Here is a 25,051-nt window from a genome sequence, read left to right on the forward strand (position 1 = left end):
ACAAGCACAGCGTCATGTCGATCGACGTCAACAACGAGTCCGGAACCGAGGTCGACGAGCAGGCGATCCTCGACATCGCCCGCTACGCGCTCGCACGGATGCGCATCCACCCGCTCTCCGAGCTCTCGGTGATCGTCGTGGACGCCGACGCCATGGAGCAGCTGCACATCCAGTGGATGGACCTGCCCGGCCCGACCGATGTCATGTCCTTCCCGATGGACGAGCTGCGGCCGCCGTCGAAGGACGACGACGAGCCGCCGCAGGGGCTGCTCGGCGACATCGTGCTCTGCCCGGAGGTCGCCGCCAAGCAGGGTGCCGAGGCCGAGACCCAGCACTCCATGGACGAGGAGCTCCAGCTGCTCACCGTCCACGGCGTGCTGCACCTGCTCGGCTACGACCACGAGGAGCCCGACGAGAAGGCCGAGATGTTCGGCCTGCAGGCGGCCATCGTGGACGGCTGGCGCGGGGAGCAGGGCCTGACCGGGCCCTCGCCGGCGCCGACGGTCTCGTAGGCGGGGTCGTCGTCGTATGAGTGCGCAGATCGTCCTCGGCGCGGTCGTGCTGGTCGTCGTCGGCTGGCTGGCCGCCTGCGCCGAGGCCGGTATCGCCCGCGTCTCCAGCTTCCGGGCCGAGGAGGCGGTGAAGTCCGGGCGGCGCGGCAGCGCCAAGCTCGCCCAGGTCGCCGCCGACCCCACCCGCTACCTGAACGTGGCGCTGCTGGTCCGCGTCGCCTGCGAGATGGCGGCCGCGGCCCTGGTCACCTACGCCTGCCTCCAGGAGATCCCGGCCACCTGGCAGGCGCTGCTCGCCGCGATCGGCGTGATGGTGCTCGTGTCGTACGTCGCCGTCGGCGTCTCCCCGCGCACCATCGGCCGCCAGCACCCGCTGAACACCGCGACGGCCGCCGCGTACGTGCTGCTGCCGCTGGCGAGGATCATGGGGCCGATCCCCTACCTCCTCATCCTCCTCGGCAACGCGCTCACCCCGGGCAAGGGCTTCAGGCGCGGCCCGTTCGCCTCCGAGGCCGAACTGCGCGCCCTGGTCGACCTCGCCGAGAAGGAGTCCCTGATCGAGGACGAGGAGCGCCGGATGGTGCACTCGGTCTTCGAGCTCGGCGACACCCTCGTCCGGGAGGTCATGGTGCCGCGTACCGACCTCGTCGTCATCGAGCGGTACAAGACGATCCGGCACGCCCTGACCCTCGCGCTGCGCTCGGGCTTCTCCCGGATCCCGGTCACCGGGGAGAGCGAGGACGACATCGTCGGGATCGTGTATCTGAAGGACCTGGTCCGCAAGACGCACATCAGCCGGGACGCCGAGTCCGACCTGGTCTCCACCGCGATGCGGCCCGCGTTCTTCGTGCCCGACACCAAGAACGCCGGCGACCTGCTGCGCGAGATGCAGAAGGAACGCAACCACGTCGCCGTCGTCATCGACGAGTACGGCGGCACGGCCGGGATCGTCACCATCGAGGACATCCTGGAGGAGATCGTCGGCGAGATCACCGACGAGTACGACCGTGAGCTCCCGCCCGTCACCGACCTCGGCGACGACCGCTACCGGGTCACCGCCCGCCTCGACATCACGGACCTCGGCGAGCTGTACGGCCTGGAGGAGTACGACGACGAGGACGTGGAGACCGTCGGCGGCCTGCTCGCGAAGGCCCTCGGCAGGGTGCCGATCGCCGGTGCCGCCGCCCAGGTCGAACTCCCCGACGGCCGCAGTCTGGCGCTCACCGCCGAGTCCGCCGCCGGCCGCCGCAACAAGATCGTGACGGTGCTGGTGGAGCCGGTGCCGGTGCCCGACGAACCGGAGGACGACGCGCAGTGACCCCGGACCAGCTGCGTGCGTTCTGCCTCTCCTTCAACGCGGCCGAGGAGGACTTCCCCTTCAATCCGGACATCTCGGTCTTCAAGGTGCTCGGCAAGATGTTCGCGCTCAGCTGGATGGACGCCGAGCCCCTCAAGGTCAACCTCAAGTGCGACCCCGAGGACGCGATCCGGCTCCGCGGTGAGCACGAGGGGGCGATCGCGCCGGGGTACCACATGAACAAGCGGCACTGGAACACCGTGACCGTGGACGGCGACCTGCCCGAGCGGCTCGTCAGGGAACTGATCGAGGACTCGTACGACCTCGTCGTCGCCGGCCTGCCGAGAGCGGAGCGGCTGCGCCTGGACCGGCCGTAAACCCGGTTGCCCGTGGCGGCCCTCGAGCGGTCGGATGTGCCGTATGAGCATCAGATACCCGCGCCCGCTGCGCCCCGGTGACCGTGTCGGTGTGACCTCCCCGTCCAGCGGGGTGCCCGAGGTGCTTCGCGGACGGCTCGACGCGGCGGTCCGCACGGTCGAGGAGCGCGGGTACGAGGTGGTGACCGGCCGGTGCATGGACGGCGCCACGCACCTCAGCGCACCGGCCGCCGAGCGCGCCGCCGAGCTCACCGCGATGCTGACCGACCCGACGGTCCGGGCCGTCGTACCCCCGTGGGGCGGTGAGACGGGGATCGACCTCCTCCCGCTGCTGGACTTCGAGGCCCTCGGGCGGGCCGAACCGACCTGGGTCGTCGGCTACTCGGACCTGTCGACCCTCATCACCCCGCTGACCCTGCGCACCGGGGTCGCGACCGTGCACGGCAACTGCCTGATGGAGACGCCCTACCTGCCGCCGGACGGGCTGCTGTCCTGGCTGGACGTGGTGGCCGCGCCGCAGGGCAAGCCGTTCGCCCAGACCCCGCCGGGGCGGTACCGGGTCGCGGGGCGGGACGACTGGATCGGGGAGCCCGGCATCCGGGACCTCACCCTGGACGGCGAGGGCGGCTGGACCCGGCTCGACGGGCACGGGGACGTGGACGTCGAGGGCCGGCTGATCGGCGGCTGCACCGAGACCCTCGCCAACCTCGCCGGGACGCCGTACCTGGACACCGCCGGCTTCGCCGGGGACGAACCGCTGCTGGTCTATGTCGAGGCGTGCGAGGACAACGCGTTCACCATCTGCCGGAACCTGCACGGCATGCGGCTCGCCGGGTTCTTCGACCGGGCGGCCGCCGTGCTGGTCGGGCGGACCAGGGCGCCGGACAGCCCGAGTCTCAGCCAGCACGAGGCCGTGCTCGACGCGCTCGGGCCGCTCGGGGTGCCGGTCGTCGCGGACGTGGAGTGCGGGCATGTACCGCCGTTCCTGCCGCTGGTGAACGGCGCGCGCGGGCGGGTGCTGCACACGGCCGGCCGGAGTCAGATCGTCCAGACCCTCGACTGACCCAGTCCGGGGACAGACTGACTCAGTCCGGGGACAGGGGGAGGAGAGCGGTGCCGGGGCGGGTTGTTCGTATGCTCGGGGGCATGACCGACAGCAACGCGCTTGACCCCGAGGACCGCAAGATCGTCACCCTGGCCCGCTCGGCCCGGGCCCGCAACGGGGTGCCCGAGGGGGCGGCGGTACGGGACTCGACGGGCCGTACCTATGTGGCGGGGACCGTGGAACTGGCCTCGCTGAAGCTGAGCGCGCTGCGGACGGCGGTCGCGATGGCGGTGGCGTCGGGGGCGGAGTCGCTGGAGGCGGCGGCGGTGGTGTCGGGGGCCGAGGGGGTTTCGGCGCAGGACCTCGCCGCGGTGCGGGATCTCGGGGGGCCGGGGACGCCGGTGCTGCTGGCGGGGCCGGACGGAGAGGTACGCCGCACCGTCCCCGCCTGACCTCGCCCACCCGCCCATCCGACTCGCTCCGCCGAGCAGCGAGGCCTTCTCTGACTCCGTCGGGAGAGAACCCGGGCGAGTTGACTCGGAGCGGCCGGGGTGCGTCGACGGGTGCGGGGGTGTGGGGGTTGCGCGCGCAGTTCCCCGCGCCCCTTCGAGGCGCCTGCGCTGGTCCCACCTGAAAGGGGCGCGGGGAACTGCGCGACCAGCCGCCCACGCACCCGCGGCTGTCGACGCGCCCCGGCCCCCCGGTCGGCGCACCCTTCCGCAGTCGGCCAGATTTCAACCTTGTCGGTCCGTGTCGCTCGCGCATCAATGGGACCGTAAGTTCCGACGGACCGTCAGATTCGGCCCCGCGGTGTGTCCGCACCCACCCGGCCCGGGGTCGCCATCCCTACATGGCATTCCCGCGCAACGGGAAGGGAGCCCGATCCCCATGAAACGAATAGCCACCGGTGCGGCACTCGCGGCGGGGGCCCTCGCCGCCACGGCGCTGGCCTTCGCACCCACGGCATCCGCCGCCGTCACCCCGACCTCCGCCACCATCACCGCCAGCTGCGGCCTCTTCGGCGGCGGCACGGCCACCCTCACCGCGGTTCAGACCAGCAACACCACGGCCACCATCGAACTCACCTCCAGCGCGATCACCACCCCGCTCGCGCTGTCGGCGAACAGCATCACCTCCACACTCACCATGAAGAACTCGACCGGCTCCGACCGGGTCTTCAGCGGGACCGTGAACCCGGCCATGGCCGCCGGTGCCCCGGTGGACATCGGTCCGCTCCCCGGCACCGTGGCCGTCGGCGACAGCCTGGACTTCTACAAGGGCTCGCTGAAGATGGTCGTCTTCGGCATCACCGTCACCTGTACGTCCAGCGCCGCCCAGTCGCCCGGACCGTTCGTCTTCACCACGTACCCCTAGTCGTAGGGTGAGCGGTTCCTTCCGGATGCCGCAGGACCTGATGAGTCGTCAGGTTTCTGCGGCATCTCCATTGACTTCTCACGCGCCCTCCACATCAATGGCCCCCTGTCGGCGCAGAGGAGCCGCTGCGCCCGCAACCCTCAGGAGGGGGCTTCCATGGGTTCACCCCCAAGATCACGAAGATCCCGACGGTGGCGCTGGATCTCACTGTTCGGGGCGACCGCGCTCGCGGTCACGGCGGGCGGCGCGCTGGCCTGTCCGGCCGGTGCCGCCGGGACGAACGTCGACTTCGCCACGCACTGCATCCCGCCGGCCATCGCGGGCCTCCCGCCGATCGACGGCACCACCACCGCCAACATCTCGGTGGACAACACCACCCCCAAGGTCGGCGACACGGTCACCGTGACCTACACCGTGGTCACGCCCGCCGCCAACAACCCCACCGCGCTCGCCCTGCCGGCCGACATCATGACGCCGACGGGGAAGGTCACGCTCGGCGGGGCGCAGACCGGTGACGTGACGGTGACCGGGCCGCAGAAGAACGATCCGGTGCCGGGGTACGGCGTCTTCCCGTCGTTCTCCATGACCGGGACGTTCACGGTCACCTCGCCGGGCGCCATCACGCTCTCGCCCAGCGACTACAACATCCACACCAGCTACATCCTGGAGCTGGACACCCCGTGCACGGTCACCAACCCGCCCGCCCCGGTGTCGCAGACCGTCACGGCGACCTCGACCACTCCGGTCAACAGCCGTGCCATCAGCCTGGACAAGGCCTCCGGCAACCCCGGTGACAGCGTGACCGTCAGCGGGAAGAACTTCACGCCGGGGGCGACCGTGACCCTCGCCGGGCGGTCCGGGGACACCCAGACCGCGGACACGGCGACGGCCACCGCGGGCTCCGACGGCTCCTTCAGCGCTCCGATCACCGTCAACGACAAGACGACGACCGGGATCGTGGCCTACGAGGGGAGCGCGTGGAGCGCTGACACGGGGGCGGGACCTGCCGCCTACGTCGTCAACGACACCACGCCGATTCCCGACGGGAGCCAGAAGCTGACGACCACCGTCAAGGCGGGGACCCTGTCCATGTCCCAGGCCGGGGACTCCGTCGCGCTGTCGGCGGTCGACTTCGGGCAGGGCGGGGCGTCCACGGGCAACCTGCAGACCGTCACCGTCAAGGACTTCCGTGGCGGGCCGGCCGGCTGGTCGCTCACCGGCAAGGTCACCGACTTCACCGGTCCCGGCGCCAAGATCGATGCCGGGAAGCTGAGCTGGACCCCGAGCTGCGCGACCAAGTCGGGCAGCCCCAGCACCTGTGCGGCCGGTTCCGCGGGCACCGTCGGCAGTTCCGGAGCGACCCTCGCGTCGACCCCGGACGCCACGCTCGCCGGCGGTGAGTTCACGGTCGACGCCGGACTCTCCCTGGACGTACCGGCGTTCACGCCTCCGGGGTCGTACTCCGGAGTCCTGACCCTGACGCTCACCTGAGCCGACTGCCAACTCAACTCCCTTGTGACGACCGGGCTTTCGAGCAGTGAAAGACCCGGTCGTCACCGACCCGCTTCCGACCGGGGGTCCGCACCCATGCGTCGCGCCAAGCCGTATGTCCTCCTCCTGAGCCTGATCCTCGGCGTCCTGTGCACGGCGGGTCCCGCGCGCGCCGCCGACAACGGCAGCTGGTCCGTGTACCCGGTCGCCTCGAAGATCGCGGCGCGGCCGTACTTCTATCTCTCCCTCGATCCCGGGCAGACGATCACCGACAAGGTGGCCGTCGCCAACAAGACCGGCAAGCCGCTCACCTTCCGGCTGTACGCGGCCGACGCCTACAACACCGCGCGGGACGGCGGCTTCGCCGTCCGGACCGTGAAGGAGAGGATGCGGGGGGTGGGGGCCTGGGCGAAGATCGGGAAGGCCCGGGTCACCGTCCCGCCGCACCGGACGGTCACCGTTCCCTTCACCCTGCGGGTGCCCAAGGGGGCCGAGCCCGGTGACCATCCCGGGGCGATCGTCGCGCTGGACGAGAAGGTCGACCCGGGCGCCGGGTCGCTGGCCCTCGGCGTGCAGCGGGCGGTCGGCGCCCGTGTCTACCTGCGGGTGAGCGGGCCCACGCTGCCGGCCCTGGCCGTCGAGAACGTGCACCTCAGCCATCACCAGCCGCTCGTGCCCGGCCTCGGCGCCAGCACCGCGACGATCTCCTACACCCTGCACAACACCGGGAACGTCACCCTCGACCCGAAGGTGCGGTTGCGGGCGGAGGGCCTGTTCGGCCGGACGCTGCTCAGCCGCGACCTCACCGAGATCCCCTCCCAGCTGCTGCCGGGGGAGCGGGTCAAGCTCACCGCGCGCTGGCCGAGCGCACCCCAGCTCGACTGGGGGAAGGTGACGTTGACGGTCAGCGCGACCGGCACCGAGGAGTCGGCGAGCACGTCGTTCCTCGCCCTGCCGTGGCTGGTGGTGCTGCTGGTCTTCGTCGCCGGGGCGGCGGGCGGCGCGCTGTTCGCCCGGACCCGCCGGGGCGGCCGGGGTCTGCCGCCGCTGCTCAGAGGGCGTCGGGACCGCGCTCGCCCGTCCGCACCCGTACGACCGTCTCCACCGGCACCGCCCACACCTTCCCGTCCCCGATCTTCCCCGTCTGCGCGGCCTTGACGACCGCCTCGATCACGGGCTCGGCGTCGGCGTCCTCGACGACGACCTCGATCCGGACCTTGGGGACCAGGTCGACGCGGTACTCGGCGCCCCGGTACACCTCGGTGTGGCCGTGCTGCCTGCCGTACCCGCTGGCCTCGGTCACGGTCAGACCGTGCACACCGAGCTCCTGGAGCGCGGTCTTCACCGCGTCGAGACGGTAGGGCTTGACGACGGCGGTGATGAGCTTCATGGCTGGCTCTTGACCTTCTGGGCGGTGGGGAGGACGGAGTGGGCGACCGGGGCGCCGTGGCCCAGGACCCCGTGATCGTAAGCCGTCTCGGCGTGCACCGTAAGGTCCAGGCCGGTGTGCTCCTGGTCCTCGGCCGCCCGGAAACCCATCACCCGGTCGAGCAGCCTGCCGATGCCGTACGTCACCGCGAACGCGTACGCCGCGACGGCCACCACCGCCACCGCCTGCCTGCCGAGCTGGGCGAGCCCGCCGCCGTAGAAGAGGCCCTCGGCGCCGCCGGTCATCGCCTTCTCGGCGAACAGGCCGATCAGGAGGGTGCCGATGATTCCGCCGACCAGGTGAACGCCGACGACGTCCAGCGAGTCGTCGTAGTCCAGCTTGAACTTCCAGCCGACCGCGTAGGAGCAGACCACGCCCGCGGCGAGGCCGACGACCAGCGCGCCGAGCAGCGAGACCGAGCCGCAGGACGGGGTGACGGCGACCAGGCCGGCGACCGCGCCGGAGGCCGCGCCCAGGGTGGTGGGGTGGCCGTCGCGCTTCTGCTCGACGAAGAGCCAGCCGAGCAGGCCGGTGCAGCCGGCGGCGAGGGTGTTCAGGAAGACGGCGGCGGCGAGCCCGTTCGCGCCCATCGCCGAGCCGGCGTTGAAGCCGAACCAGCCGAACCAGAGCAGACCGGCGCCCAGGATCACCATCGGCAGGTTGTGCGGCCGCATGGCGTCCTTCCTGAAACCGAGCCGTGGGCCGAGGACCAGGCACAGGGCGAGACCGGAAGCGCCGGAGGTGATCTCGACGGGCAGCCCGCCGGCGAAGTCGAGGGCGCCGAGGTGGTGCGCGATCCAGCCACCCGGGCCCCACACCCAGTGCGCGACCGGAACGTATACGAGCAGCGCCCAGACGGGGACGAACACCAGCCAGGCCCCGAATTTCGCCCGGTCCGCGATCGCGCCGCTGATCAGCGCGGCCGTGACGATCGCGAAGGTCAGCTGGAAGGTGGCGAACAGGAGGGTCGGGACGGTGCCCTGGACGCTGTCCGGGCCGAGGCCGCGCATGCCCGCGTGGGAGAGGCCGCCGAGGAGCCCGGCCCCGAGGTCGTCCCCGAAGGCGAGCGTGTATCCGCCCGCCAGCCACACCACCGTGACCAGGGCGATCGACACGAAACTCATCATCAGCATGTTGAGGACGCTCTTCGTGCGGACCATGCCGCCGTAGAACAGGGCCAGCCCCGGGGTCATCAGCAGAACCAGGGCGGTGGCGGCGAGCAGCCAGGCGGTGTCGCCGGTGTCTGCGTGCGCGGCGGAGAGGAACACGGGCGTCTCCAACGTCGGTCGGGGCTCGTCAGAGGGTCACCGGTCCCGGTTTCCGGTTGCATGCGGCGGTGTTTCCGTGACGTTTCGTTGCGTCGGGGTTACCGAAATCTCACGGTGCGGCGGGGCCTCGTGGATCAGGGAGAATGGGGGCCATGAGCGTTCGCAGCCAGTCAACCGAGCCGTCGGAATCGTCGAAGGACGCCCACCGGGCGGGCTTCGCCTGTTTCGTCGGGCGCCCCAACGCGGGCAAGTCCACCCTCACGAACGCTCTGGTCGGGCAGAAGGTGGCGATCACCGCGAACCAGCCGCAGACGACGCGGCACACGGTACGGGGGATCGTGCACCGGGAGGACGCCCAGCTGATCCTGGTCGACACCCCCGGCCTGCACAAGCCGCGCACCCTGCTCGGCGAGCGGCTCAACGACGTGGTCCGCACGACGTGGGCCGAGGTGGACGTGATCGGCTTCTGCCTCCCGGCGAACGAGAAGATCGGTCCGGGTGACCGTTTCATCGCCAAGGAGCTGGCGGGGATCCGGAAGACCCCCAAGGTCGCCGTCGTCACCAAGACGGACCTCGTGGACTCCAAGACCCTCGCCGAGCAGCTGATCGCCATCGACCAGCTGGGCAGGGAGCTCGGCTTCGAGTGGGCCGAGATCGTCCCGGTCTCGGCGGTCGGGGACCAGCAGGTGCAGCTGCTGGCCGACCTGCTGGTGCCGCTGCTCCCGGAGGGGCCGGCGCTCTACCCCGAGGGCGACCTGACCGACGAGCCCGAACAGGTCATGATCGCCGAGCTGATCCGCGAGGCCGCCCTGGAGGGTGTCCGCGACGAACTCCCGCACTCCATCGCGGTCGTCGTGGAGGAGATGCTCCCGCGCGAGGACCGCCCCGCCGACAAGCCCCTCCTGGACATCCACGCCAACCTTTTCATCGAGCGCCCCAGCCAGAAGGGCATCATCATCGGCCCCCAGGGCAAGCGCCTGAAGGAGGTCGGCATCAAGAGCCGCAAGCAGATCGAGGCGCTGCTGGGCACGCCCGTCTTCCTCGACCTGCATGTGAAGGTCGCCAAGGACTGGCAGCGGGACCCCAAGCAGCTGCGGCGGCTGGGCTTCTAGCGCCCTCGCGTGAAACCGCGGTGCCACGGGGCGTCGCGGGTGCCGGAAGGGGCCCCTGCGCCGCGATGGACCGCTCTCCTGTGTACAACCTTCCGGACGGTCACCGGTCTGAACAGGCACACACCTGCGCGAACTACCGGGGGGTAGTCATGCGACGAATAGGTACTGCACTGGCAGCGATGACGCTCGCGGGCGGCGGCCTGCTGGCCGGCACGGTTCCGGCGGTGGCCGCGCCGACGGCCGTGACCGCGGACTGCGCCGTGACCTGGGGAAGCCTGGACAAGACCGGTGACGCTGTCACCGGCAGGCGGCTGACCGACGTGCGCGCCGGACAGCACGAGTGCTACGACCGGCTGGTCTTCGACGCCCAGGGCACCTCGGCCGACCCGGTCGGCTACAGCGTCCGCTACGTCGACGAACTGCACCAGGACCCGTCCGACGTCGTCGTCCCGATCAAGGGCGGCGCCATTCTGGAGATCTCGCTGTTCGCCCCGCGCTACGACCCGGCGACCGGACAGCCCTACCCGGCGCTGCCGGCCGTCGACGTCACCGGGTACCGGACCTTCCGGGAGTTCAAGGTCACCGGCGGCTCCGAGGGCTACACGCAGGCGGGCCTGGGCGTCCGCGCCCGGCTGCCGTTCCGGGTCTTCCAGACGGCCGACCATCTCGTGGTGGACGTGGCTCACACCTGGTGACCCGGCGCGGCCGCGCTCATGTCCTGCATCCCCACCACCCTCAGCAGCTGCAGCCGTTCGTACGACTCCGTGCCCGGACGGGCGGTGTGGACGACGAGGTGCTGGTGGGTGTCGGCGTTGACCAGGACCTCGCAGTCCAGTTCCAGGAGGCCGACGGCGGGGTGCAGGAAGCGCTTGGTGCTCACCCGGCGTACCGCCACCTCGTGTTCGGCCCACAGGCGGGCGAACTCCTCGCTGCCGGCGAGGAGTTCGGCCACCAGGGCGGCGGGGACCGGGTCGGTGGGGCGGGCCGCCGCCACCGCGCGCAGGTTCGCCACCTGCTCCCGGGCCCGCGCCGGACGGTCCTCCGGCGGGAAGGGGCCGTGCGTCGACGGGTCCAGGAAGTAGCGGCGGACCAGGTTGCGTTCGCGCGGCGGGCGGGCCAGGACGTCGCCGCTCAGCGCCCGCGACAACGCGTTCTGCGCCAGGACCTCACCGCAGTCGGTGGTCACCAGCGCCGGGGTGTCGTGCAGCCGGTCCAGGACCAGCAGCAGCCCCGGACCGACGTGGGTGCTGGTCGCCTCCCGCCGCGGGGCCTCCTCGCCGGCCAGGTGGAACAGGTGGTCCCGTTCGTCCTCCGTCAGGCGCAGCGCGCGGGCCAGCGCCGTCAGCATCTGGCGGGACGGGCGCGGGCCCCGGGACTGTTCGAGGCGCGTGTAGTAGTCGGCGGACATGCCGGCCAGCGCGGCCACCTCCTCGCGCCGCAGCCCCGGGGTGCGGCGCCGGGCGCCCGGCGGCAGGCCCACGTCGGAGGGGTCCAGGCGGGCTCGGGCGCGGCGCAGGAAGTCGGCGAGTTCGGGTCGGTCCACGTCTCCAGGGTGACCCGCGGCGCCCGGCTTATCCAGGGACCGCCGGTCCCCCGATCGGGAGGTCTCTCCCGGTGGCGGGGGACCGGGGCGAGGGTGGTGGGACCAGAGCGAAGGAGAAGGTCATGATCACTCTTGTCACCGGGACGACCGGGCAGGTCGGGCGGCGGTTCGTGCCGCGGCTGATCACCCAGGCCGAAGGGGACGAGCGGGTGAGGGTGCTGGTGCGGGACGCGGCCCGTGGGGAGCCGTTCGCCGCGCTGGGTGCCGAGGTCGTCGTCGGCGACCTGCGGGACGAGGAGGCGCTCAGCAAGGCCGTCGTCGGGGCGGACGCGGTCGTGAACGTCGCCGCGGCCTTCCGCGGGGTGCCGGACGAGGAGGCCTGGGCGGTCAACCGGGACGCGGCGGTGGCCCTCGGGCGGGCCGCGCTGAGCGCCGGTGTACGCCGGTTCGTACAGGTCAGCACCGGGAACGTGTACGGGTCCGGGCGCGGCCGCCCGCTCACCGAGGACGACGAGAGCCGGCCCGGCGGCGCGCTGTGGGGCGCGTACCCCGAGTCCAAGGCGGCCGCCGAGCGGGAGCTGCTCGCCCTGGCGGGCGGCATGGAGGTGCGGATCGGGCGGCTGCCGTTCGTCTACGGCGAAGGGGACCCGCACATCGCGAACGCGCTGCCCTGGGCCGCGCGCTGGGCCCCCGAGCAGCGGCTCCAGATGGCCCACCACGCGGACGTCGGGCAGGGGCTGCTGCGGCTGCTGTACGCCCCCGCGGTGAACGGCCCGGTCTACAACATCGCCGACGACGCGCCCGTCACGACCGTGGAGCTGTACCGGCTGGCCGGCGTCGAGCCGCCCGAGGACCTGTCCACCCGTACCGATACCGACCGCGATCCCTGGCACGGGATCATGTCGAACCGGAAGATCCGCCGGGATCTCGGTTTCCGGCCGATCTACCCGAGCGCCTGGACGGCCCGGGACGCCGGGGCGCTGTAGGAGCGAGTCGGGCGCGGCTCGCCGGAGGCCGCGATGCGTCGTCGGTCGTCTGCGGCGCCGTCGTGGCTGGTCGCGCCCACGCGGCGGAGCCGCACATCAGGTACAGCCCCGCGCCCCTTACGGGGCGCGTTGCCGGCGCCGGACGTGTTCAGTCGACGCCCCGTATCCGCCGCACCAGCCACGCCCCCGCCAGGCCGATCACCGCCGCCACCAGGTACAGGACCCGGTAGCCGCCGAGGTAGGTGACCAGTGGTGCGGCCAGGGCGGGGGCCGCGACCTGGGGCAGGGCGTTGGCGACGTTGATGACGCCGAGGTCCTTGCCCCGGTCCACCGCCTTCGGCAGGACGTCGGTCATCAGCGCGAAGTCCACGGAGGTGAACACCCCGAAGCCGATGCCCAGCACCGCCGCGGCCACGATCGCCCCCGGCCAGGTCTGCCACACCGACAGCAGCGCCGTCGCCACCGCCATCAGCATCCCGGACCAGATCACGAACGGCTTGCGGCGGCCCGCCCGGTCCGACCAGACCCCGCCGACCACGACGGTCGCCATCAGCGTCAGCCCGTTCACGGCCGTGAGGATCAGCACCCCCTGGTCGGGGTCGTGGTAGTGGAGGCGGTCACGGAGGTAGTAGAGGAGGTACAGCAGCACCAGCGCGTTGCTGAGGTTGATCAGGAAGCGGGTCAGCCAGGCCCAGCCGAGGTCCGGGTACCGGCGCGGGCTCAGCCAGAAACCGGCCAGGAAGCCCCGCCAGGACCAGGGCGGCCGGTCCTCGGCCGCCAGCCGCAGGTCCGGGTACCGGAGCACGTACGGCAGGACGCCCAGCGCCGTGAACACCGCGCACGCGACATAGCCCGCACCGACGCCGCCGGCGGCCGTCGCCAGCCCGGTGCCGCCGACCACGCCGAGGATCTGCGCGGCCCCCAGCCAGCCGCCCACCGAACCCCGCTGGAGCCTCGGCACCCGGTCCGGCACCGCCGCGGTGACCGCAGCGAAGGCCGCGTTCAGGGTGAGCTGGACCAGGCACCAGCCCAGCATCATCGTCCACATCCCGCGGGCGCCCGCGAGCAGCAGCAGGGACAGCGCCCCGCCCGCCGTACCGGCGACGATCCACGGCGTACGGCGGCCCCAGCGGGACGCCGTACGGTCCGACAGCGCGCCGAAGACCGGGTTCGCCACCAGCGACGCCACCGCGCCGACGCCGGTCACCCACGCCAGCATCGTCTCCTTCGACATCCCGGAGCCGGGCGCGAAGTCCTTGGCCTGGGAGGCGAGCAGGATCTGCAGGGGCCCGTACCAGCCCACCCAGATCGCGCCGTTGGCGAGGGAGAGCGCCGAGGCCCAGCCCCGCCCGACCCGCTCGACCGGCTCGGCCAGGGCGGCGGCGGGTTCCCCGAGCGTCGTCATCTCTGCGCCCGCAGGACGTCCCGGTACCAGGCGTACGACGACTTCGGCGTCCTCGCCAGGGTCGCGTAGTCGACGTGGACCAGGCCGAAGCGGCGCGCGTACCCCTCCGCCCACTCGAAGTTGTCGAGGAGCGACCAGACGAAGTAGCCGCGCACGTCGACGCCGGCCTCGACCGCCCTGTGCAGCGCCCGGACGTGGCCGTCCAGGTAGGCGATGCGGTCCTGGTCGTCGACGCCCTCGTAGGAGCAGCCGTTCTCGGTGATGACCACCGGCGGGAGCCGGTCGCCGTAGCGGTCCCGGAAGCCGGTGAGGAGTTCGGTGAGGCCCTCCGGGACGACCGGCCAGCCGAAGTCCGTCACCGGGACGTCCTCGATGTCCTGGACGGAGAAGGGGAGTTCGGCGGGGAGGGTGAGCCCGCCGAACTCGATCTCGGTGCCCTGCGGGGCGCCGACCTTCGTGGGGGCGTAGTAGTTGACGCCGTACCAGTCGAGCGGCTCGGCGATCACCTTCAGGTCGGCCGCGACGTCCCCGGGCATCAGGTCGCCCATGCCGTCCGGGTACTCGCCCAGCAGGACCGGTTCGGCGAACAGGCGGTTGAGGAGCAGGTCGTAGAAGGCGGCAGCCTCCAGGTCGGCCGGAGCGTTCGAGGCCGGCCAGGTCGGGCCGTGGGAGTTGGCGATGCCGATGTCGGCCGCGCCGGCCGCGCGCAGCGCCCGGACCGCCAGACCGTGCGCGAGGAGCTGGTGGTGGGCGACCGGGAGGGCGTCGAACATCAGCTGCCGGCCCGGCGCGTGGGCGCCCAGGGCGTATCCGAACAGGGTCTGTTCGGCGGGCTCGTTGAGCGTGATCCACTTCTTGACCCGGTCGCCGAGCCGGTCCGCGACGGCCGAGACGTACTCGGCGAAGTGCGCCGCCGTGTCCCGGTCCAGCCAGCCGCCCTTCTCCTGAAGGGCGACCGGCAGGTCCCAGTGGAAGAGGGTCGGGACCGGGCGGACGCCCGCCGCGCACAGCTCGTCCACCAGCCGGTCGTAGAAGTCCAGGCCGCCCGCCGCGCGCACCCGCGGCCAGGAGACCGAGAAGCGGTACGCGTCCACGCCGAGGCCGGCCAGGAGCGCCACGTCCTCGCGGTGGCGGTGGTAGTGGTCGCAGGCCACTGCCGCCGTGGAGCCGTCCTTGATCCGGCCCGGCTCCGCCTCGAACACGTCCCACACGGACGGCTCCCGCAGGTCGGCCGCGCCCTCGATCTGATGAGCCGAGGTCGAGACGCCCCAGAGGAAGCCGTCGGGGAACCGAGGGAGGGGGTGCATCGGATGGACCGCGTCTGTCGCCATGGCCGGGATCATCCTTACCCCGGGTAACGTAAGTCAACGCCCGGGCGTGAACTACCCGTTACGGGACCTGGTCACGCCCCTTCCTTCAACACGCGTGAGATCAGTTCGCGCTGCTCCTCGGACAGTCGCGGGTCGGCCGCGTACACCGTCCGTCCGTCCACCGTGATCTCGTACGCGAACCCGTCCGGCACCCCGGGCGGCGGTGTGCCCCGGCCGGCCGCGAGCGCGCCCTCGGCCAGGGCCTGCCACTCGGGGGCGTCGGGCCGGCCCGAGGTGTCCACCTCGGCCCGGCGCTCGATGCCCGCGAACCCGCCCGTGCGCCTCACCTGAATACGCATGGGTCCCTGTGTAGTACGGAATCGGGTGCCGTGCACCCCCGGGCGGTCAGGAGGCCTGCACCCCCACCTGGGCCCAGGCCTTGAGGGCCGCCTCGCTCTCCTCGCCCGTCTGGTACCGGGCCTTGGCCGCGGCGACCGTGAGTTTCGCGAAGTCCGCGAAGTCGGCGTCCGACTGCAGCTCGCCGCCGGTGAGGACGTCGTACCAGATCTGCCCGGCCCGGTCCCAGGCGTTGCCGCCGAGGGCGGTGGCGAGCAGGTAGAAGGCGTGGTTGGGGATGCCGGAGTTGATGTGCACCCCGCCGTTGTCCCGGCTGGTGCGCACGTAGTGCTGCATGGTCGCCGGCTGCGGGTCCTTGCCGAGGCGGGGGTCGTCGTACGCCGTGCCCGGGGCCTTCATCGAGCGCAGCGCCACACCGTGCACGCCGGGGGCGAGCAGGCCCTCGCCGATCAGCCAGTCGGCCTGCTCGGCGCTCTGGCCGAGGGAGTACTGCTTGATGAGCGAGCCGAAGACGTCGGAGACCGACTCGTTGAGGGCGCCGGACTGGCCGTAGTACTCCAGGTTGGCGGTGTACTGGGTGACGCCGTGCGTGAGTTCGTGGCCGATGACGTCGACGGAGCTGGTGAAGTCGGTGAAGATCTCGCCGTCGCCGTCCCCGAACACCATCTGGTCGCCGTTCCAGAAGGCGTTGTCGTAGTTGACGTCGTAGTGGACGCTGGCGTTCAGCGGCAGCCCGTTGCCGTCGATGGAGTTGCGCTCGTACGCCTTCAGGTACAGCTCGAAGGTGGCGCCGAGGCCGGCGTAGGCGCGGTTGACGGTGGCGTCCTGGCCGGGCTCGCTGCCCTCCGCGCGGACCTCGGTGCCGGGCAGGGCGGTGCCGTGCTCCGCGTCGTAGATCGTGCGGTGCGGGACGGCGTCGGGGGCCGCCGGGGCGGCGACGGCGGTGAGGGTGCGGACCGCGGTGATGCGGCGGCGGGTGCGGGCGGCGGAGTCGTGCTGGAGGGTGCGCAGCGCGGAGTCGGAGAGTGCCTGGTCCTCGTGCTGGGCGAGGTGGTCGAGGATATGCGGCGGCACGATCCCGCAGAAGACGGGCGTGCGGCGGATGACGGGCTCAAAGCCCCCGTTGGTCGTCATGCACCGCACCCTCGCACTGAGTCACTTCACTGTCACTACCCGCAACCATGATTAGTGAAATACCGTGACAATTGACAACGCTCTGTGAGCGGAAGTGGTATAGCGCACTTTCTGTCCCTTTTGTCCTTGCGGTCCCGCATACTGATACGGCGCCCCGCCGCCGAAGGGGCTCGGCTAGCATGCGGAGCATCATGCGTTTCGGGCTGCTTCTTCTTAGCTGCCGCGGCGAGGGCCTGTAGTCCAGGTCGACTCCCTCCCCGCGGAGCTTCGCGTTGCGTCGTCGGCCGTCCTTCCGGACACCCACTAGGAGCCCCGCAATCATGGCGAACCGCCAGCAGCCCAGCACCATGCCGATCCACAAGTACGGCCGCTACGAGCAGGTCGACATCCCGGACCGCACCTGGCCGGAGAACCGGATCACCGCCGCTCCCCGCTGGCTCTCCACCGACCTGCGCGACGGCAACCAGTCCCTGATCGACCCGATGTCGCCCGAGCGCAAGCGCCGGATGTTCGACCAGCTGGTCAAGATGGGCTACAAGGAGATCGAGGTCGGCTTCCCCGCCTCCGGCCAGACCGACTTCGACTTCGTGCGCTCGATCATCGAGGAGGAGGGCGCGATCCCGGACGACGTGACCATCTCCGTACTGACCCAGGCCCGCGAGGACCTGATCGAGCGGACGGTCGAGTCGCTGAAGGGCGCCCGGCGGGCCACCGTCCACCTGTACAACGCGACCGCCCCGGTCTTCCGCCGGGTCGTCTTCCGCGGCTCCAAGGACGACATCAAGCAGATCGCCATCGACGGCACCCGCCTGGTGATGGAGTACGCCGAGAAGCTGCTGGGCCCCGAGACCGAGTTCGGCTACCAGTACAGCCCGGAGATCTTCACCGACACCGAGCTGGACTTCGCGCTGGAGGTCTGCGAGGCGGTCATGGACGTCTACCAGCCGGGTCCGGGCCGCGAGATCATCCTCAACCTGCCCGCCACGGTGGAGCGTTCGACCCCGTCCACGCACGCGGACCGCTTCGAGTGGATGAGCCGCAACATCTCCCGCCGCGAGCACGTCGTCATCTCCGTCCACCCGCACAACGACCGCGGTACCGCCGTCGCCGCCGCCGAACTGGCACTGATGGCCGGCGCCGACCGCGTCGAGGGCTGCCTGTTCGGGCAGGGCGAGCGCACCGGCAACGTCGACCTGGTCACCCTGGGCATGAACCTCTTCTCCCAGGGCGTCGACCCGCAGATCGACTTCTCCGACATCGACGAGATCCGCCGGGTGTGGGAGTACTGCAACCAGATGGAGGTCCACCCGCGCCACCCGTACGTGGGCGACCTGGTCTACACGTCCTTCTCCGGCTCCCACCAGGACGCCATCAAGAAGGGCTTCGACGCCATGGAGGCCGACGCGGCCGCCAAGGGCGTCACCGTCGACGACATCGAGTGGGCGGTGCCGTACCTGCCGATCGACCCCAAGGACGTCGGCCGCTCCTACGAGGCGGTCATCCGGGTCAACTCGCAGTCCGGCAAGGGCGGTATCGCGTACGTCCTGAAGAACGACCACAAGCTGGACCTGCCGCGCCGGATGCAGATCGAGTTCTCGAAGATCATCCAGGCGAAAACGGACGCCGAGGGCGGCGAGATCACCGGCGCCGACATCTGGTCGGTCTTCCAGGACGAGTACCTGCCGAACCCGGAGAACCCCTGGGGCCGCGTCCAGGTCCGCACCGGTCAGTCGACCACCGACACCGACGGCGTGGACACCCTCACCGTCGAGGCCACCGTCGACGGCGAGGACACCGTCCTGACCGGCTCCGGCAACGGCCCGATCTCCGCGTTCTTCGACGCACTGCAGGGCCTGGGCATCGACGTACGCCTGCTGGACTACCAGGAGCACACGATGAGCGAGGGTGCCTCCGCGCAGGCCGCCTCCTACATCGAATGCGCGATCGACGGCAAGATCCTCTGGGGGATCGGCATCGATGCGAACACGACGCGTGCGTCGCTGAAGGCGGTCGTCTCCGCGGTGAACCGCGCCGCCCGCTGACCCTTCTGACCAGCGAGTTCACGGCCCCGATCGCCCCATCCGGCGGTCGGGGCCAGGTCGTTTCCCGGCCAACTCGACGCGCAGGTCACGGACAGGTCTCGTACGAGGTACTGACTCCGGCTCCTCCATGTGGCTAACATCACGCCAGCGGTGGCGATGTTGCCACGGCGTTACGGAGGTGCGACGTGCTGCCAGTACGGGGACGAGACGGCCGAGACGTCAGGCCTGCCCGCATCCTGGGCACCCGCACCGCGTGGACACCCGTCGGCGACGGCGAGTTCTTCTGCCCCGGCTGCGGCGGCGACCGCAACTACCAGCGGCTCACCGGCCGTCGCCGCTTCACCCTGCTCGGCGTGCCGGTGCTGCCGCGCGGCACCACCGGGCCGGTCGTGGAGTGCGCCGCCTGCCGCCACCACTACGGCACCGAGGTCCTCGACCACCCCACCACGTCCCGCTTCTCGGCGATGCTCCGCGACGCCGTGCACACCGTCGCCCTGGCCGTCCTCGCCGCGGGCGGCACCTGTTCCCGTACGGCCCTGGAGGCGGCGGCCGGAGCGGTCCGCGCGGCCGGGTTCGAGGAGGCCACCGAGGAACAGCTGGGCGCGCTGGTCGAGGCACTCCTCGCCGACACCGGGCGGGTCTTCGAACAGCCGTACCGCGCGAGCCTGGCGATAGAACTCCACGAGGCCCTCGACCCGCTGGCCCCGCACCTCGCCCCCGCGGGCCGCGAGTCCCTCCTCCTCCAGGCCGCCCGGATCGCCCTCGCCGACGGCCCCTACACCAACGCCGAACGCGAGGTCCTCGGCACGGTCGGCGCGGCCCTCACCATCTGCGCCACCGACGTCACCCGCCTGCTGGCGGCGGCACGGCTGCCGTCCTGAGCGCCGCCCTGCGGGGCGTGGCGGGGGTGGTGGCCGCGGCGGACCGGTGCCGCCGTCGCCGGTGGCACCCGGGCGTCCGCTCCCCGGTCGCGTGCCGTCCGGCCGCCACGGTGCCCGCGGCCGCCGAGTGGGCCTCGCGCCGGGCCCGTTCACCGGCGACGTGCGGCGGCCGTGCCGTCCTCCCGGTCCGGCGCCGGACGTGCCGCACCTGACGGTACGACAAACCGCGTGACCCGTTTGGGCGTTGTGGGCGTGCGGTGAAGCCGGGCGGGTGAACCATGGAAGAGTGAGCCAAGTGTCTCCTGTGACCTGTGCGAGCCGGATCTCCCTCGCCGCCGCCCTGCTGCTCGGGGCGTTCACGGTCGAGCCCAGGGCCTGGGCGGCGGCCGGCTGCGAGTCCTCCGTGCCGTACGTCTCCGGCGAGGGCGGCTACGCCCAGTACCGCATCCCGGCCGTCGTCCGTACCCCGCGCGGCACGCTGCTCGCCTTCGCCGAGGGCCGGCACACCACCACCGGGGACAGCGGCGACATCGATGTCGTGCTGAGACGTTCCGCCGACGGCGGCTGCAGCTGGGGCCCGCTCCAGGTGGTGGCCGACGGCGACGGGGACACCCGCGGCAACCCGGTGCCGGTGGTGGACCCGAGGAGCGGCCAGGTCGTCCTGGTGACCTCCTACAACGACGGCTCGGTGAGCGAGGCGCAGATCATGCGCGGCCAGGTCACCGAGGCGCAGAGCCGCCGGGTGTACGTGCAGCGCAGCGGCGACGACGGCCGCCGCTTCACCCGCCCGCACGAGATCACCGCCCAGGTGAAACCGGCCGGCTGGCGCTGGTACGCCACCGGCCCCGGGCACGCCGTCGCGCTCACCCGGGGACCGCACCGCGGCCGCCTGGTCGTGGCCGCCGACCACTCCGCCGCCCCGCGCGCCGGCTCCGCGGACACCGGCCGGGAGGCCCGGTACTACGGCGGACACGCGATCTACAGCGACGACGGCGGCCTGCGCTGGCACCTCGGCTTCGTCGACGACTCCTACACCGGCCACGACAACGCCAACGAGACCACCGCCGCCCAACTCCCGGACGGCCGGCTCTACTTCAACGCCCGCGACCAGAACGGCTCCAGCCCCGGCAACCGCCTGGAGGCCTGGTCGAGCGACGGCGGCGAGACCCTGGACGCCGCCTTCACCGTCCAGCCCGCCCTCGCCAGGGTCCCCGTGGTCGAGGGATCGGTTCTCCAACTCCGGGGCAAAGAGGGCTCGTTGCTCTTCTCGGGCCCCTCGGTCCCGACGGCCCGCAAGGCCATGGCCCTGTGGACCAGCACGGACCAGGGCGTCACCTTCACCAGGTACCGCACCCTGTCCGGCCAGAAGGCCGCCTACTCGGACCTGGTGCAGGTGAACAGGAGCACGGTGGGCGTGCTGTACGAGACGGGCACGAGGACGGCGTACGACACCATCGAGTTCCGGCGGATCCAGAGCCCCGACCAGGGGGTGTCGTCCGGACCAGGCCGGCTGTGACGAACGGTGCGGACCGGCCGACCCGTGCGTGCCGGACCCCGCGACGCCGGCATGATCCGAACGACACCCCCAGCCGCACGGGGCCGCAGGCGGCTCAGCCGGCCGGCCCCGGATCCGTCCCGGCTCCCATCCCCGTCCCCTCTTCGCTCCGGTGCCGCCCGCTCAGGCGTCCCGTGCGGCGGAACGTCCGGACAGCGCCCGGCCCAGTGCCAGCACGCTCAGCCCGAACATCAGCACCCCCAGCGGAACATGGACCGACGGCACCCGCAGTATGCCCAGCACCACCTGCGCCGAGGCGAGCGCGAGGAAGCCGGACGCGTACAGGACCGGACGCGCGCTCGCGCCGCCCGGCCGCCAGGCCAGCACCGCCGCGAGCACGTACAGCATCGACGCCCCGTACATCACCCGCGCCCCGACGCTGTGCAGCAGCTCGCCGTGGTGGGCCAGCAGCACCCCCGCGGTGGCCGCCTGGAAGAATATCGCCAGAGTCTGGAGGGCGATCGCGACCTGCACGAACGTGGGACTGTGCGGCTTCGTCGCCGGCTGTGTGGTGGTCATGGCACGGTCTCCCTTCGCCGCCTCGCGGCGGTGATCGGTACTGTCTCGGTAGTCCGACGACGCAGCCCCGCGGAATGTGAGGCGGCCCGGCGGACCGGACGCGGACGGTCACGGGGGGCCGAAGTGACGAGGACGGGAACCGGCGGCGATGCCGGGACCGCGGCGAACCGGGGACCGGTGGCCGGGGAACGACGCCGGCTGACCGGTCTCGCCTACCGGCTGCTCGGTTCGCTCACCGAGGCCGAGGACGCCGTGCAGGAGGCCTACGCCCGCTGGTACGCGCTGTCACCGCGGCGCCGGGCGGACATCGCGTCGCCCGGCGCCTGGCTGACCACCGTGACCGGCCGGATCTGCCTGGACCTGCTCGGCTCGGCGCGGATGCGGCGGGAACGCTACGTCGGCGAATGGATACCGGAACCCCTTCCCGACCGCACCGAGTGGCCCGGCGCCGGACCGGACGACCCCGCCGACCGGATCACCCTCGACGAGTCGGTCGGCATGGCCTTCCTCGTCGTCCTGGAGACGATGACGCCGGCCGAACGGGTGGCCTTCGTCCTGCACGACGTCTTCCGCTACTCCTTCGCCGAGATCGCCGCGATCGTCGGCCGGACCCCGGCGGCCTGCCGGCAGCTGGCGGCCTCGGCCCGGCGCCGGGTGCGGGCCGCCGGGGCCCCCGCCGGGCCCGCCGCCGGACAGGCCGCGCTGGTACGGCGGTTCCGCGAGGCGTGGGAGGCCGGGGACATCGAGGCGCTCGTCGGCCTGCTCGCCCCCGACGCCGTCATGACCGCCGACGGCGGCGGCCTGGCGAGCAGCATTCCGCGCCCGGTCGAGGGCGGCGAGCGCATCGCCCGCTACCTGGTCGGCATGGCCGACCGCGTCCCGGCCCTCACCCTCCTCGAACGGACCGTCAACGGCCGCCCCGGCCTCGTCGCCCGGCACGCCGGTGTCACCGTGACCGTGGCCGCCTTCGACCTCGCCGACGGCCGGGTCACCCGCATCTGGGCGGTCCGCAACCCCGACAAGCTCCGCCCCTGGAACGCCCCCGCACCGAGCTGACCCGGCCCGGCCCGGCCCGCCCGGCCCCGCCGCCCCGGCCCGCCCGCCGGGCAACCGAATCGGGGCACCCGGTGGTCTGGAGGGCAAGGGGGTGGCTGATGCAGGCCGAACTAGAGGACCAGTTCCAGGAGTTCGTCAGAGCACGGTGGTCGCATCTGGTGCGCACCGCCTATCTGCTCACCGGTGACCCGCACCACGCGGAGGACCTGACGCAGACCGCGCTGGCGAAGGCCTACCGGTCCTGGCGGCGCGTCTCCCGGACCGACCATCCGGAGGCGTACGTCCGTCGCATGCTGGTCAGCTGCAACAGCGACCGGTTCCGCAAGCGCCGGGTCACCGAGTCGCTGACCGCAGCTCCGCCGGAGCGCGCGGGGCACGACGACGCCGTGTCCCGGGCCGACGAGCGCGGCACGCTGCTCGCGGCCCTGGCCGGGCTGCCGCCCAGGCAGCGCGCGGTGGTGGTGCTGCGGTACTGGGAGGACCTGTCCGAGGGCGAGGTCGCCGAGGTGCTCGGCTGCTCCCCGGGCACGGTCAAGAGCCAGGCGTCCAAGGGCCTGGCCAAGTTGCGTACGGTTCCGGGACTCGCGCAGGCCATGAGCCACGCGGCGCCCGTGCAAGGAGGCAGCAGGTGAGCGGCGAGAAGCAGGGCGGGGCGGCCGAGCCGGAGTTCGAGGCCCGGGTGCGGGCGCTGCTGGCGGGGGACGCGGCGCTGGTCCGGCCGTCGTCGGTGCCGTACCCGGAGATCCGCCGCCGGGGCGTGCTGGAGCGACGGCGGCGCCTGGCCGTGGGCGGGGCGGCGCTGGCGGCGCTGGCGGCGCTGCCGGTCGGCGCGTACGCGCTGGGCGGCGGCACCACCACGAACGTCCCGGCCGGGCCCGGCCCCACCGCGCCGGTCAGCGAGCGCCCGGCACCGACGGGGTCGGCCACCGGGCCGGCCAGCGCGTCACCCACCGGGCCGGCCACCGGGTCGCCCCCGGCACCGTCGGCCACCCCGACCGCCCCGGCACGCCCGGCGTCCCCGGCGGACCAGCTGCTGGACGGGATCACCTTCGACCAGGCCGCCGCGGACCTCGGCAAGTGCCTGGAGCACAACAAGGCGCAGCGCCTCTCCAAGGACCCGGCCTACACCGACCTGGGCAGGCCGGCCGACTACCGGATCCTGCTGGCGATGCGGAGCACCGGCGACTCCAACGCCCCGGGCGACGGCCGCTTCGTGGTCGCGGTGCGGGAGAAGCCGGTGCCGGCCCGGCTCATCTGCACCGTCAAGGACGGCACGGCCTCCGGTCTGAACACCAGCATCGGCGACCCCTTCGGCGGCGTGAAGACGCCCGTGGCCCCGGACATCAACAGCGGCAAGCTGTACCAGGAGTCGGTCATCGACAAGGGCAACTGGAAACTGCCGTTCCGCTGGGGGATCATCGGCGGCTACCGTGCCTCGGTGGCCACGATGACGGTCTCCTACGGCGGCGGCGCGGGCGAAGTGGTCCTCGACCACGGCTGGTTCGTCGCCACCGGCACCCTGCACAAGCAGGTCACCGCGGCCCCGCACCTGAAGGGCTACGACGCGACGGGCAAGCTCGTCTACGACTCCGACCAGGACACGTCGTACGAGCGGACCCTGCCCTGAGGAGGGTCCGGCACGGCACGCCGCGGACCCGCGGGTCTTCCGGGCCCGCTCCGCCCACCCCGGTCGACGGCCGCCGCTCGGGTGCGGCGGCGGCCGGCTCAGCCGGTGCCGACCCCGTGCAGCAGGTTGGCGACCAGGCGGTCCGCGAACTCCTCGGTGAGGGGCTCGTCGGGCAGCAGCAGGCGGTGGTAGCAGGCCCCCCAGAGCTGGTCGACCAGGATCCGGGGATCGGCGTCGGCGCGTAGCTGGCCGCGGTCCTGGGCGCGCCGCATCGCCGCCACGGCCAGCTCGCGCCGGGGCCCCGAGTAGCGCCTGCGGAGGGCGGTCAGCAGGTCGGGGTCGGTCTGGGCCTGGCCGATGAGCCCGGCGATGACCCGGCCGGCCGGCGTCCCGGTGAGCAGCCGGACGAACGCGCGGACCTGTGCCGTCAGGTCGGCCCGGATGTCGCCGGTGTCGGGGAAGGCGAGGGCGGACTCGACGGCGTGGAAGTAGCCGTCGAGTGCGAGTGTGCCGCGCGAGGGCCACCATTTGTGGATGGTCGTCTTGCTGACCCCGGCCTCCTGGGCGACCCGCTCGATGGTGAAGGCGGCCATGCCGTCCCGCAGGAGCAGGGTCCCGGCGGCGCCGAGCACGTCCGCCCGCACCTCGTCCGCGGGCCGCCGCCCGCGCCCCCGCCGCACCGGCGTGCCTTCCGTCCGCTGCTCCACCGCGCTGCCTCCTGGCCGTGTCCG

26 protein-coding genes are annotated in these 25,051 nt (G+C 72.3%); 17 read left to right on the forward strand and 9 right to left on the reverse strand.

What is annotated here, in order from left to right:
* Window positions 1-14: 14 nt before the first annotated feature.
* From ybeY to IEZ11_RS06130, 8 genes are all read left to right on the forward strand, one after another.
* Window positions 15-512 (forward strand): rRNA maturation RNase YbeY, encoded by a 498-nt coding sequence (ybeY, locus tag IEZ11_RS06095; RefSeq protein ID WP_189261526.1) that lies wholly within the window; start codon window positions 15-17, stop codon window positions 510-512.
* Window positions 513-528: 16 nt separating this feature from the next.
* On the forward strand, window positions 529-1,830 hold the full coding sequence (locus tag IEZ11_RS06100) for a hemolysin family protein (RefSeq protein WP_189261527.1): 1,302 nt from the start codon (window positions 529-531) through the stop codon (window positions 1,828-1,830).
* Entirely contained in the window at window positions 1,827-2,186 is a 360-nt protein-coding gene (locus tag IEZ11_RS06105; RefSeq protein ID WP_189261528.1) for an MmcQ/YjbR family DNA-binding protein, read from the forward strand. Before IEZ11_RS06100 ends, IEZ11_RS06105 begins: the two co-directional genes overlap by 4 nt.
* A 43-nt stretch (window positions 2,187-2,229) precedes the next feature.
* Window positions 2,230-3,249, forward strand: a complete 1,020-nt coding sequence (locus IEZ11_RS06110) for a S66 family peptidase (RefSeq protein WP_189261529.1) — start codon at window positions 2,230-2,232, stop codon at window positions 3,247-3,249.
* Window positions 3,250-3,332: 83 nt separating this feature from the next.
* Window positions 3,333-3,683, forward strand: coding sequence for a cytidine deaminase (locus IEZ11_RS06115; protein WP_189261530.1), 351 nt, complete (start codon window positions 3,333-3,335; stop codon window positions 3,681-3,683).
* Window positions 3,684-4,119: 436 nt separating this feature from the next.
* Window positions 4,120-4,605 (forward strand): hypothetical protein, encoded by a 486-nt coding sequence (locus IEZ11_RS06120; RefSeq protein ID WP_373294836.1) that lies wholly within the window; start codon window positions 4,120-4,122, stop codon window positions 4,603-4,605.
* Between the two features lie 156 nt (window positions 4,606-4,761).
* Window positions 4,762-6,096, forward strand: a complete 1,335-nt coding sequence (locus tag IEZ11_RS06125; protein WP_189261531.1) for a beta-xylosidase — start codon at window positions 4,762-4,764, stop codon at window positions 6,094-6,096.
* A gap of 96 nt (window positions 6,097-6,192) precedes the next feature.
* Window positions 6,193-7,254, forward strand: a complete 1,062-nt coding sequence (locus IEZ11_RS06130) for a WxL protein peptidoglycan domain-containing protein (RefSeq protein WP_189261532.1) — start codon at window positions 6,193-6,195, stop codon at window positions 7,252-7,254.
* Here the strand turns inward: IEZ11_RS06130 and IEZ11_RS06135 are convergent.
* Window positions 7,148-7,486, reverse strand: coding sequence for a P-II family nitrogen regulator (locus IEZ11_RS06135; RefSeq protein WP_089106759.1), 339 nt, complete (start codon window positions 7,484-7,486; stop codon window positions 7,148-7,150). The two genes, IEZ11_RS06130 and IEZ11_RS06135, sit on opposite strands and share 107 nt — an antisense overlap.
* Complete coding sequence (locus tag IEZ11_RS06140; RefSeq protein WP_189261533.1) at window positions 7,483-8,793, reverse strand: ammonium transporter; 1,311 nt, start codon at window positions 8,791-8,793, stop codon at window positions 7,483-7,485. The genes IEZ11_RS06135 and IEZ11_RS06140 overlap by 4 nt, the downstream gene beginning before the upstream one ends.
* Before the next feature lie 143 nt (window positions 8,794-8,936).
* On the opposite strand from IEZ11_RS06140, the gene era reads away from it, so the two are divergent.
* On the forward strand, window positions 8,937-9,905 hold the full coding sequence (gene era, locus IEZ11_RS06145) for a GTPase Era (protein WP_189261534.1): 969 nt from the start codon (window positions 8,937-8,939) through the stop codon (window positions 9,903-9,905).
* 149 nt (window positions 9,906-10,054) lie between these two features.
* On the forward strand, window positions 10,055-10,600 hold the full coding sequence (locus IEZ11_RS06150; protein ID WP_189261535.1) for an AMIN-like domain-containing (lipo)protein: 546 nt from the start codon (window positions 10,055-10,057) through the stop codon (window positions 10,598-10,600).
* Here IEZ11_RS06150 and IEZ11_RS06155 read toward each other — a convergent pair.
* Window positions 10,588-11,448 (reverse strand): helix-turn-helix transcriptional regulator, encoded by an 861-nt coding sequence (locus tag IEZ11_RS06155; protein ID WP_189261536.1) that lies wholly within the window; start codon window positions 11,446-11,448, stop codon window positions 10,588-10,590. The genes IEZ11_RS06150 and IEZ11_RS06155 overlap by 13 nt on opposite strands.
* A 122-nt stretch (window positions 11,449-11,570) precedes the next feature.
* On the opposite strand from IEZ11_RS06155, the gene IEZ11_RS06160 reads away from it, so the two are divergent.
* Window positions 11,571-12,434, forward strand: coding sequence for an NAD-dependent epimerase/dehydratase family protein (locus tag IEZ11_RS06160; protein WP_189261537.1), 864 nt, complete (start codon window positions 11,571-11,573; stop codon window positions 12,432-12,434).
* 148 nt (window positions 12,435-12,582) lie between these two features.
* On the opposite strand, the gene IEZ11_RS06165 is transcribed toward IEZ11_RS06160, so the two are convergent.
* The 4 genes from IEZ11_RS06165 to IEZ11_RS06180 all read right to left on the reverse strand — a co-directional run bounded on the left by IEZ11_RS06165 (window position 12,583) and on the right by IEZ11_RS06180 (window position 16,640).
* On the reverse strand, window positions 12,583-13,839 hold the full coding sequence (locus tag IEZ11_RS06165) for an MFS transporter (RefSeq protein ID WP_189261538.1): 1,257 nt from the start codon (window positions 13,837-13,839) through the stop codon (window positions 12,583-12,585).
* Window positions 13,836-15,170 (reverse strand): GH1 family beta-glucosidase, encoded by a 1,335-nt coding sequence (locus tag IEZ11_RS06170; RefSeq protein ID WP_189261539.1) that lies wholly within the window; start codon window positions 15,168-15,170, stop codon window positions 13,836-13,838. Before IEZ11_RS06170 ends, IEZ11_RS06165 begins: the two co-directional genes overlap by 4 nt.
* A gap of 71 nt (window positions 15,171-15,241) precedes the next feature.
* Window positions 15,242-15,508, reverse strand: a complete 267-nt coding sequence (locus IEZ11_RS06175) for a protealysin inhibitor emfourin (protein ID WP_189261540.1) — start codon at window positions 15,506-15,508, stop codon at window positions 15,242-15,244.
* A 46-nt stretch (window positions 15,509-15,554) separates the two neighbouring features.
* Complete coding sequence (locus IEZ11_RS06180) at window positions 15,555-16,640, reverse strand: M4 family metallopeptidase (RefSeq protein ID WP_189261541.1); 1,086 nt, start codon at window positions 16,638-16,640, stop codon at window positions 15,555-15,557.
* A 320-nt stretch (window positions 16,641-16,960) separates the two neighbouring features.
* On the opposite strand from IEZ11_RS06180, the gene leuA reads away from it, so the two are divergent.
* From leuA to IEZ11_RS06195, 3 genes are all read left to right on the forward strand, one after another.
* Window positions 16,961-18,682: a 2-isopropylmalate synthase gene (gene leuA, locus IEZ11_RS06185; protein ID WP_189261542.1), complete on the forward strand. Its 1,722-nt coding sequence runs from the start codon at window positions 16,961-16,963 to the stop codon at window positions 18,680-18,682.
* A 185-nt stretch (window positions 18,683-18,867) separates the two neighbouring features.
* The gene (locus IEZ11_RS06190) at window positions 18,868-19,563 is read left to right on the forward strand and encodes a TerB family tellurite resistance protein (protein WP_189261543.1); all 696 of its coding nucleotides are present in this window, start codon (window positions 18,868-18,870) and stop codon (window positions 19,561-19,563) included.
* Window positions 19,564-19,867: 304 nt separating this feature from the next.
* Window positions 19,868-21,079 (forward strand): sialidase family protein, encoded by a 1,212-nt coding sequence (locus IEZ11_RS06195; protein WP_189261750.1) that lies wholly within the window; start codon window positions 19,868-19,870, stop codon window positions 21,077-21,079.
* Between the two features lie 162 nt (window positions 21,080-21,241).
* Here the strand turns inward: IEZ11_RS06195 and IEZ11_RS06200 are convergent, their stop codons facing one another.
* A complete protein-coding gene (locus IEZ11_RS06200) occupies window positions 21,242-21,637 on the reverse strand; it encodes a hypothetical protein (RefSeq protein WP_189261544.1) in 396 nt (131 codons plus the stop codon).
* Window positions 21,638-21,760: 123 nt separating this feature from the next.
* Between IEZ11_RS06200 and sigJ the strand changes: the two genes are divergently transcribed.
* The 3 genes from sigJ to IEZ11_RS06215 all read left to right on the forward strand — a co-directional run bounded on the left by sigJ (window position 21,761) and on the right by IEZ11_RS06215 (window position 24,320).
* A complete protein-coding gene (gene sigJ, locus IEZ11_RS06205; protein WP_189261545.1) occupies window positions 21,761-22,693 on the forward strand; it encodes an RNA polymerase sigma factor SigJ in 933 nt (310 codons plus the stop codon).
* Between the two features lie 98 nt (window positions 22,694-22,791).
* Window positions 22,792-23,325: a SigE family RNA polymerase sigma factor gene (locus tag IEZ11_RS06210; protein ID WP_189261546.1), complete on the forward strand. Its 534-nt coding sequence runs from the start codon at window positions 22,792-22,794 to the stop codon at window positions 23,323-23,325.
* On the forward strand, window positions 23,322-24,320 hold the full coding sequence (locus IEZ11_RS06215) for a hypothetical protein (RefSeq protein WP_189261547.1): 999 nt from the start codon (window positions 23,322-23,324) through the stop codon (window positions 24,318-24,320). The genes IEZ11_RS06210 and IEZ11_RS06215 overlap by 4 nt, the downstream gene beginning before the upstream one ends.
* Window positions 24,321-24,418: 98 nt before the next feature.
* On the opposite strand, the gene IEZ11_RS06220 is transcribed toward IEZ11_RS06215, so the two are convergent.
* Entirely contained in the window at window positions 24,419-25,027 is a 609-nt protein-coding gene (locus tag IEZ11_RS06220; RefSeq protein ID WP_189261548.1) for a TetR/AcrR family transcriptional regulator, read from the reverse strand.
* Between the last annotated feature and the right edge of the window lie 24 nt (window positions 25,028-25,051).

Origin of the sequence: Streptomyces fuscichromogenes, from assembly GCF_014645815.1 — a bacterium.
Classification (GTDB): Bacteria; Actinomycetota; Actinomycetes; order Streptomycetales; family Streptomycetaceae; genus Streptomyces; species Streptomyces fuscichromogenes.

Bases quoted from the DNA above. Each gene is read 5' to 3' on its own strand.
- ybeY (WP_189261526.1), top strand. From the start codon at position 15: ATGTCGATCGACGTCAACAACGAGTCCGGAACCGAGGTCGACGAGCAG.
- IEZ11_RS06100 (WP_189261527.1), top strand. From the start codon at position 529: ATGAGTGCGCAGATCGTCCTCGGCGCGGTCGTGCTGGTCGTCGTCGGC.
- IEZ11_RS06110 (WP_189261529.1), top strand. From the start codon at position 2,230: ATGAGCATCAGATACCCGCGCCCGCTGCGCCCCGGTGACCGTGTCGGT.
- IEZ11_RS06115 (WP_189261530.1), top strand. From the start codon at position 3,333: ATGACCGACAGCAACGCGCTTGACCCCGAGGACCGCAAGATCGTCACC.
- IEZ11_RS06120 (WP_373294836.1), top strand. From the start codon at position 4,120: ATGAAACGAATAGCCACCGGTGCGGCACTCGCGGCGGGGGCCCTCGCC.
- IEZ11_RS06125 (WP_189261531.1), top strand. From the start codon at position 4,762: ATGGGTTCACCCCCAAGATCACGAAGATCCCGACGGTGGCGCTGGATC.
- IEZ11_RS06130 (WP_189261532.1), top strand. From the start codon at position 6,193: ATGCGTCGCGCCAAGCCGTATGTCCTCCTCCTGAGCCTGATCCTCGGC.
- IEZ11_RS06135 (WP_089106759.1), bottom strand. From the start codon at position 7,486: ATGAAGCTCATCACCGCCGTCGTCAAGCCCTACCGTCTCGACGCGGTG.
- era (WP_189261534.1), top strand. From the start codon at position 8,937: ATGGGGGCCATGAGCGTTCGCAGCCAGTCAACCGAGCCGTCGGAATCG.
- IEZ11_RS06150 (WP_189261535.1), top strand. From the start codon at position 10,055: ATGCGACGAATAGGTACTGCACTGGCAGCGATGACGCTCGCGGGCGGC.
- IEZ11_RS06160 (WP_189261537.1), top strand. From the start codon at position 11,571: ATGATCACTCTTGTCACCGGGACGACCGGGCAGGTCGGGCGGCGGTTC.
- IEZ11_RS06165 (WP_189261538.1), bottom strand. From the start codon at position 13,839: ATGACGACGCTCGGGGAACCCGCCGCCGCCCTGGCCGAGCCGGTCGAG.
- IEZ11_RS06170 (WP_189261539.1), bottom strand. From the start codon at position 15,170: ATGGCGACAGACGCGGTCCATCCGATGCACCCCCTCCCTCGGTTCCCC.
- IEZ11_RS06175 (WP_189261540.1), bottom strand. From the start codon at position 15,508: ATGCGTATTCAGGTGAGGCGCACGGGCGGGTTCGCGGGCATCGAGCGC.
- IEZ11_RS06180 (WP_189261541.1), bottom strand. From the start codon at position 16,640: ATGACGACCAACGGGGGCTTTGAGCCCGTCATCCGCCGCACGCCCGTC.
- leuA (WP_189261542.1), top strand. From the start codon at position 16,961: ATGGCGAACCGCCAGCAGCCCAGCACCATGCCGATCCACAAGTACGGC.
- IEZ11_RS06200 (WP_189261544.1), bottom strand. From the start codon at position 21,637: ATGACCACCACACAGCCGGCGACGAAGCCGCACAGTCCCACGTTCGTG.
- IEZ11_RS06210 (WP_189261546.1), top strand. From the start codon at position 22,792: ATGCAGGCCGAACTAGAGGACCAGTTCCAGGAGTTCGTCAGAGCACGG.